Origin of the sequence: Flavobacterium fluviatile (genome assembly GCF_010645065.1) — a bacterium.
Classification (GTDB): domain Bacteria; phylum Bacteroidota; class Bacteroidia; order Flavobacteriales; family Flavobacteriaceae; genus Flavobacterium; species Flavobacterium fluviatile.
Genome location: NZ_JAADZW010000045.1, coordinates 1 through 7620, shown reverse-complemented (window position 1 = coordinate 7620; position 7620 = coordinate 1). Strand labels below are relative to the sequence as shown.

Genomic DNA, 7620 nt, shown 5'->3' with positions numbered 1-7620 from the left:
AATTTTCCAAAGAGTATTAATTTGATGGCTAAGTTAGGAAATCTTCAATTCCTCCCCAAGTTTTGTTCTTGACCCTTTTATTTTTGCATTCAAAGATTATTCACAATCTTTTAATTTACTTTTAAAGGAGTTTATAAATTTCATTTCCGCCGAAGCATTAGTGCTTCTTTTATCAAAATAATTCAATATGGACTGGTAATGGTTTTGTATTGTCCGGGATATTTAGCTCTAATCTTTCAGATTAAATCTTTTTTGCTTACCACAGCCTTTCCACTATCCAAAAATGTAAAATAAACAATTAATGTCCTTTTGTTAAAAAAGTATCATTCGAATAAATAAATATCTTTTATATTCGTAAAAAAATATTTTAATTATTTGTTTATTATCAATTACATTATTTGCAGTTTATGAGTAATACATCTACCAAAGGTATCTGGAAAGTAATTTCGGCCTCTTCTATGGGAACTATGATTGAATGGTATGATTTCTATATTTTTGGAAGTTTAGCCGTAGTGATTTCAACAAAATTTTTTCCCGGTGACAATCCTACAGCAGCATTTTTGTCAACCCTGGCGACTTTTGCCGCAGGATTTGTAGTGCGTCCTTTTGGAGCTTTATTTTTTGGAAGACTTGGAGATATTATTGGCCGCAAATATACTTTTATGGCTACGCTGTTGTTAATGGGTGGTTCTACCTTTTTGATAGGCTGTATTCCGAGTTATGAAACAATTGGATTTATGGCTCCTTTATTGGTTTTAATCTTACGCTTATTACAAGGACTTGCTCTTGGAGGAGAATACGGCGGAGCAGCTACCTACGTGGCAGAACATGCTCCAAAAGGACAGCGGGGCTATTGGACTTCCTGGATCCAGACCACTGCAACGGTTGGATTATTCATTTCACTGATGGTCATTCTGGCGACAAAAACAGTTCTTTCTGCTGAAGATTTTGATACCTGGGGATGGCGTGTTCCGTTTTGGGTTTCGATAGTAATGGTAGGCGTTTCGTATTTAATTCGAAAAAATATGGACGAGTCTCCTGAATTTGCAAAAGCGAAAAAAGAAGGAACTACAAGTACCAGTCCGTTAAAAGAAAGTTTTGGAAACCGTTACAACTTAAAATTTGTACTGCTGGCTTTATTTGGAGCTACAATGGGGCAGGGAGTCGTTTGGTACACCGGACAATTTTATGCCATGAGTTTCATGAAAACGGTTATGAACATTGACTCTTCGCAGGTAGATACTTTATTGGGAATTGCACTTTTATTAGGAACGCCATTTTTTATTGTATTTGGATGGCTGAGTGATAAAGTAGGAAGAAAATATATTATGATGGGTGGTATGCTGCTTGCTATTTTGCTGTACAGACCAATTTACAAAGCAATGTACAATACAACAGATACTGGTCTAAAAACTGAAATTACAGAAAAAACAAAAACTACGATTGAACTAACTCCGGCTAAAGATTCTGTTTATACAACTCATAAAGAATTTACAGACGGCACTGTTTCAATTGAAAAAAAGACCCATTTCGCTGCTAAAAAAGCCCCTCAGGTTACTACCTCTGTCATTATTAATTCGGGCGATGAATGGAGTCTGATTTTGTTAGTGTTTATTCAGGTTATATTTGTTACTATGGTTTATGGGCCAATAGCCGCCTTTTTGGTCGAAATGTTTCCGGTCAAAATCAGATATACTTCTATGTCATTGCCTTATCATGTTGGAAACGGAATTTTTGGAGGTTTGCTTCCTGCAATTTCGACTTATTTTGTGACTCATTCAAAAGCAGCAGGAAAACAGGACTTTTATCTCGACGGACTTTGGTATCCTATCGTTATTGCCTCGATTTGTTTTGTAATTGGAATGATTTATATCGATAATAAAAATAAAAACGCTCACCTTTAATCTACTGAAAAATGAATTTTATAAAAAGAGCCCTGGGAATTCTGTGGATCGTATTAGCAATTGCTGCAGCCTATTTTTGTGTGTTTGAATTTGGCCTTCCAAAATTTTTATCGGACCAGCAGGAAGATTTAGTATTTGGGATTATTATTTTGTTTATCCTGACTCCATTGATTGTTTTGGGACTGGGAGCTTTTGGATACTTTTCGTTGACAGGAGAATATGATAAAGAATAACCATCTAACCAATTATTGCAAAGGCTGCCCATATGCGGACAGCCTTTATTATTTTAGTATAATCTTCTTTTTTGAAGAATCATATTTATAGTTCACTATACTTTGATTTAATAATAACCCGATCACTTCATCAATAACGGGTAATGGAACTTTGAACCATTCTCTGGGTATAAATCGGCTTCCGTATTTATCATATAAATCAATATCCAAACAAACCTCAGCAAAAAAACGGTGCAAAAGACTTTCAAAAACCAGAACATTTAAACTATAACAGTTGTAAGAAGCAACGATTTCTACATTTGCAAAATAAATAGGTAGCTTCATTCGAAGCATTTTTTATACGCTCTTTTATGGGGTTTTTAGAAAATCCAATTTTATAAAGATGCTCTATTTTTTTTATTTCTGGGTTTTCTGACTTTGATTTCAAAATATAAATCCAGCCACTTTGTATATCCTCTTCGCCAACGACACCAAAATTTTGTTGTAATTGGTTATACATGTCTTCATTTCTGTTGGTAATAATTTTTCCGTTTTTTTGAATAGCTTTACCGAGTGATCTAAATAACATATTTGAAACAGTACCATTTTCAAATACAGTTACTGTACGCCCTTCTAAACGCAATCTATCGCCTGATTTATTTTCCTTTAAAATCTTTTCAGCATTAGAAACTTCAAGATAAGCCAGTATTCCATCTACTAAATAGAAATTCCCTTCAATCAAATTATCTTCTGCATTAGAAAAATCAAGAAGTTTTCGTTTGCCTTCTTTTAAATCTTTATGAACCTGTTGAAACATGATTTCATATTTCTTAAATTCCCTTTCTGTTATTGATTTTCGTTGCGCAATATAATCAGCGTTAGCCCTACTAGGTCCTTTTGGAGTGTATTTAAATTCAAAAATAGAAGTATCCCCTTCTTCTTCTAATAAGCCATAGGTATCATCATTTAAAATATCATCAAGGGATTCAATTTTTAGTTCAACATCACCCAATAAATTAAATCGGTCAAAAGCTTTTAAAATACTTTTCTTATGCTCGTTATTTCTAAATTCTTTGAGTCGTGAACACAATGAATATTCAGACATCGAAGACGTAGAAGGCTCTCTTTTATTCTTTTCAAAAAACAGATTAATTTCTTCGAAAGAATCAATCAAGCGGTCTTCATCGGTTCGGACAAAGTGTTGTTTTTCTTTTGATTCTAATAAACCAAAATCATCATCATTAAAAATATCATCTAAACTCTTAGCCATTTTGATTTTTTCTACGCTTTGCTTCTTGCAAAATTAATAAAGCTTGAGCTAATCGTTGCTCTTTTGAATCATAAGAATTAATATCTGGTGCTTTTCCTGTATTTGTTTTCCAACGTTTAATTGCTTCCCAAGAAGCTATCGCTTCTTCTTCCGTCATTTCAATTTTAGTTATATTGATAGTGTCTTGAATTGATTTCAAGATGGAGGTTGTAACATTTTTAGATAAAATTTCAAATGCTTTTTGGAACGGGTTAACAGTATCGATTAAATCAATATGAATATCATCAATATTCACAAAGCTTCCGGCCATACGTATGAATTTTTTAGTACCATGTTCCTCTACTTCACTGTTTTTAATTACAGAATCTACTACTACATACTGACGTATTGCCTCGACATCATCTTCGGCTAAATCAGGATAAATTTCACGGATTATTTTTGGGATAAGTACAGTATTGATTATTTCAGGTTCCAGATTTCCTGGCAACGCTTTTAACATAGTGTCATCCTGAAGAATACGCGCTTTTAAGTCATTTAAATCACTTTCAATAATATCTTTTGCTCTTTGTGAAGTTGGTTTTTTAAAACCTCTAATTTTTATGGTATTTCCATCTGAATCATCGTCTTCTCCTTCATTATCAAAATCATCCATTGGTTTAAACTTGAAGTTTGGAGCCAATACCTGTTCCATTAATAAAGAAGCGGTTATCGCTTTGAGCATATTGTTTACTGCCAAACGAACATCATCATCTACCGCATCGGGTTGAGCAATTAGATTCGTAAACTGAGCATGCGACTTATTATTGCTGTCTCGGGTTGCTCGCCCAATAATCTGAATAATTTCTGTTAACGACCCTCTATATCCAATGGTTAATGCATGCTGGCAAAAAGGCCAGTCAAAACCTTCTTTTGCCATACCCAGAGCAATAATCATATCAATATCATCAGGAGTTTTTACGCCTCTTAGGTAAGCAACAATTTTATCTCTTTCTTTTTGGTTATCATTGACCAAGTCAGCAATTTTCAATATACGTCCTGAACGCTTGCTTTTTACAAATAAAACACCTGTTTCTGTATCTTGATATTCTAATTCTCCTATACAGTCTATAACATGATTTACTTCTTCAAATTTATCACCGGAAGACTCAGCTGAATTGACACTAGGAATATGAATAATTGTTTTCAGACTCTCGTCTAATATTTCTTCTAAAGCTGACATATTACGTTCGGGCTATACTTTGTAATAACGCCCCTGATAAAAATGATAACCTATTCCCAATGACTTTAAATATTCGTAACCGTTCAGTTGGTCATAATAGTTATAAGTAACTTTAATGAATTTTTCTTCATCCTCCGGCAAAAGCACCGGAACGCTATCGCCTCGAAAATAGGAACCGGTCATTGCAACAATATGAGCAGAAGACTTTTCCATTATTTTTCGCATCACATTTCCCAAAATATTATCGCCATCGGCTGAGACGTGATGAAATTCATCAATAGCGAGTAAACAATCATTAAAATCAGATTCCTGTAAACCTTCAAAAGCAAAACGCAAAGTAGCATGGGTACAGATTACTATTTTTGAATCGGATTTTAAGAATTCAGCAAAAGCTTTCACCTTGGCTTTATCACTTCCGGGAGAACACAAATTGTATTTATTGTGCAGTTCCCAATCAGCATAAAAACCATATTTTTTTAATTCTGTCGGGGCAAATGAATTTCCAATGGACCGTTCAGGCACAGCTACAATAGCTTTTTTTAATCCTTGATTAATTAGTTTATCTAATGCAAGGAACATCAAGGCTCTTGATTTTCCCGATGCAGGTGGTGCTTTTAATAATAAATATTTTGCTGTACGTGATTCATAGGCTTTTGCCTGCATTTCACGCATCCCCAATTCATTAGTTGATTTACTTTTACCTGTTTGTCCATAGGTAACATTAACCAAATTGATAGGTTTTATATAATTGTAGGCTGTGGTATCTTCCATTTCGGTATCTTATAATTTGCCTAAAGAATGGCTAATTTTTTCTCTATTTTTTTATTAAAATCTATTCGTTTGTCAGATGTTTTACTATTTTTTTATACTCTAACCAATTTCATCAAAGGTTCGAATGAATACATTGCAGCTCTGCGTCCAGATGATTCTTCTCTTAAGACTAAATACCCGTTTTCAACCAATTTTCTTATAATCAAAACCGCAGTAGCATTTGGAATTTTTGTAGTATTAACAAACTTATTGTTTCTAAATACAGGATAGGTAAAAATAAAATCCAGTATTTCCATATTCCATTTTGATGATAATAAATCCGAAAATTCTGTTTTTGTTGTTTCGTATAGATTTTTAATACTTTCAGCTATCTCTAAATTTCTTATAGCCTGACTTTCGACAGCGTTTAAGAAAAATTTTATCCATTGATTCCAATCTTTCGTTTTAGAAACGTTTCGCATTTGTTCAATGTATTCGTCTTTGTTATCTTCAAAATAACCACTGATGTAAAAATGAGGCTGTGAAAGGATATTTTCCCGCCACAAGTTAAGGGTTATCAGCATTCTGCCTATTCTTCCGTTTCCATCTTTAAAAGGATGCAATGCTTCAAATTCCAAATGCATAATAGCTGTTTTAATCAGTGGGGGAAAATCACAAACTTCTAAAAAATTAAAAAGTCTTTCTAATCCATCATCCAAATTTTCGGGTCTTATGGGAATAAATTGTATCTCTCTTCGTTGTTTATCGGCTAAATAATTTTGCTCTTTTTTAAACTCTCCAGGAGATTTATTCGCACCTCTTCCTAAATATAACAATTGTTGATGCATTTGCTTAATGAAACTTAATGAAAAATTATAACCGCTTTCTAATGCGCTTTGGGCATTTTTTAACGCTCTTTGATACAAGATTGTTTCTATTACATCTGCTTTTGCTGTAGTGATATCTTTCCCTTCATAATCTGCTTCATATTGTAGAATTTCATCCATTGTGCTGATTGTTCCTTCAATTCTTGAAGATATAACAGCTTCCTGATTTCGTAAAGGGGCCAATAAAATTTCTGTGTTATGCAGATTTTTGAGCATTTGGTCAAATCGGGCCAATGCGTCTGTAGCTTTTACAAGTTCCTGAATAAATAGATGATAATTAATGTTTTCAGGAGGAAAACTATCATAATGATAATCAACTGCTTTATCTAGACTATAGTCCATATTTCTTTTTTTGATTACAAATTTAGCTAAAATAATGAACCCAACAGGCATTGATTACAAAAAAGCATAAGTTTTAGAACGCAAACTTGTTTGATTACAATTTTGATATCTATCGCTGTTGATTACAAAAAATGAACAAATTATGTAATCAAATATTTTTGATTACAATTTTTGTAAACAAAAAAGTTTGATTACAAAAAAGCAGCTTATTCTACAAACAATATGATTTGATTACAAATTTTGTCAACAAAAAACATTGGCTACACAAAACCACTATTTTATGTAAGCAATATTTAAAAAGATTGATATGCGTTCGGAAGATTAATACTTTTTCCTTTTCTTTTTCTCCGTGGCAAACAAAGTTGCTTTTTGCGTCATTTCATCATAGAGTTTAAACAGATATTCCAGTCGCTCTGCATCGGTGCTGAAAGGAGCCAATCGATAAATTTGCTCTATACACAAATCCAAATCTTTATGAGCTTGTTTTAAACCAATAGGCATCGTCTCCGGATTATACAGCCAAGCCATTGTTTTTTCAGGATATTTTGCCCGTTCGTCCAAAATACCAAAAACACATAAATTAATGCGTTCCTTTTGGGTTTCATTGATAGCAGGAAAAGGAAAAGTATTATAACATAATTTAGCCGAATAACGATAATCTGTTTTTAGTTTGCCTCCCACAGCATCGACCCAAATCATGTGCATTTTGGAATGCAGTACGCCAAATAACCAAGGTTGGGCGTCGTAGATTGCCATTGCTGAATCTGCTATTACTGTATCAGAATTATAAAATCCAAGAGGAATATAGTCTCTGTTTTCTGATGAATGCCTCGGAATAATTATTGAATCTCCTTCTTTGTGCCTAATCTCTCCAAAAGAATAGTATAAACTTTTTAATTTATTGGTTGCTTCCCTTTTACTTTCATTCCTGTGTTCAAACACTTTATTAAAACGTTCTTTAATTAATTTAAGTTGCTAGTTAATCGATTTGTTCAACTGAAGTCCAAAGACAAATAAAGTAAGCTTTATCAGAAAG

8 protein-coding genes are annotated in these 7620 nt (G+C 33.3%); 2 read left to right on the top strand and 6 right to left on the bottom strand.

Annotated features, from left to right (window positions below):
- Positions 1-407 precede the first annotated feature (407 nt).
- The gene (locus GXM17_RS20875; RefSeq protein WP_163401455.1) at positions 408-1904 is read left to right on the top strand and encodes an MFS transporter; all 1497 of its coding nucleotides are present in this window, start codon (positions 408-410) and stop codon (positions 1902-1904) included.
- Between the two features lie 11 nt (positions 1905-1915).
- Positions 1916-2137: a DUF4175 domain-containing protein gene (locus GXM17_RS20870; RefSeq protein WP_163401454.1), complete on the top strand. Its 222-nt coding sequence runs from the start codon at positions 1916-1918 to the stop codon at positions 2135-2137.
- A 48-nt stretch (positions 2138-2185) separates the two neighbouring features.
- Here the strand turns inward: GXM17_RS20870 and GXM17_RS21865 are convergent, their stop codons facing one another.
- The 6 genes from GXM17_RS21865 to GXM17_RS20850 form a co-directional block, all read right to left on the bottom strand.
- Positions 2186-2461, bottom strand: coding sequence for a GIY-YIG nuclease family protein (locus GXM17_RS21865; RefSeq protein WP_244307455.1), 276 nt, complete (start codon positions 2459-2461; stop codon positions 2186-2188).
- On the bottom strand, positions 2403-3386 hold the full coding sequence (locus tag GXM17_RS20865; RefSeq protein ID WP_244307454.1) for a GIY-YIG nuclease family protein: 984 nt from the start codon (positions 3384-3386) through the stop codon (positions 2403-2405). The genes GXM17_RS21865 and GXM17_RS20865 overlap by 59 nt, the downstream gene beginning before the upstream one ends.
- Entirely contained in the window at positions 3379-4605 is a 1227-nt protein-coding gene (locus GXM17_RS21860) for a DEAD/DEAH box helicase (RefSeq protein ID WP_244307453.1), read from the bottom strand. Before GXM17_RS21860 ends, GXM17_RS20865 begins: the two co-directional genes overlap by 8 nt.
- A 12-nt stretch (positions 4606-4617) precedes the next feature.
- Positions 4618-5376 carry a DEAD/DEAH box helicase gene (locus GXM17_RS21855; RefSeq protein ID WP_244307452.1) on the bottom strand — a complete coding sequence of 253 codons (759 nt, stop codon included), beginning with the start codon at positions 5374-5376 and terminating at the stop codon, positions 4618-4620.
- A gap of 92 nt (positions 5377-5468) precedes the next feature.
- On the bottom strand, positions 5469-6584 hold the full coding sequence (locus GXM17_RS20855) for a Fic family protein (RefSeq protein ID WP_163401453.1): 1116 nt from the start codon (positions 6582-6584) through the stop codon (positions 5469-5471).
- Positions 6585-6905: 321 nt separating this feature from the next.
- Entirely contained in the window at positions 6906-7547 is a 642-nt protein-coding gene (locus tag GXM17_RS20850) for a type IIL restriction-modification enzyme MmeI (RefSeq protein WP_425280028.1), read from the bottom strand.
- Between the last annotated feature and the right edge of the window lie 73 nt (positions 7548-7620).